The organism is Acinetobacter sp. 24-47-66 (assembly GCF_056779755.1).
Map to the genome: position 1 here is coordinate 1 of NZ_JBWYIL010000045.1, position 346 is coordinate 346.

The 346-nt window shown below is 36.7% G+C and carries 2 protein-coding genes; both read left to right on the top strand.

What is annotated here, in order from left to right; all coding sequences use genetic code 11:
* Positions 1-90, top strand: a 90-nt coding sequence (locus tag AC1M84_RS14295) for a hypothetical protein (RefSeq protein ID WP_481592540.1), incomplete at its 5' end; no start/stop codon positions are given.
* A gap of 143 nt (positions 91-233) precedes the next feature.
* The coding region (locus AC1M84_RS14300) for a CoA-transferase (protein ID WP_481588093.1) at positions 234-346 on the top strand (113 nt) is incomplete at its 3' end.

Sequence of the window (346 nt, forward strand, 5' to 3'; positions counted from 1 at the left end):
TTCAAACATATTCAATTTGACATTGAATTAGTGAAAGACGTTGAAGGTGCGCCTTCTACTGAAGTTGAACGCCGCCGCGCATCAGCTTAAAAATAATAAAGGGATGGATTTCGCATCCATCCCTTTATCTTATTCAACTAAAGAATTTAGACCAATCCAAATCTAATCATTTTGATTTGTTTAAATTTTTGCAAGACCGAAAAGGATATAGATAGCTTTATCTATAAAACGCTATGATTGATAAATCTCAAAAGACTTTAACCGAAGCCCTCTCCCAAATTAAAGACGGTTCAACCATTATGATTGGTGGGTTTGGTACTGCAGGTCAGCCTGCTGAACTCATCGA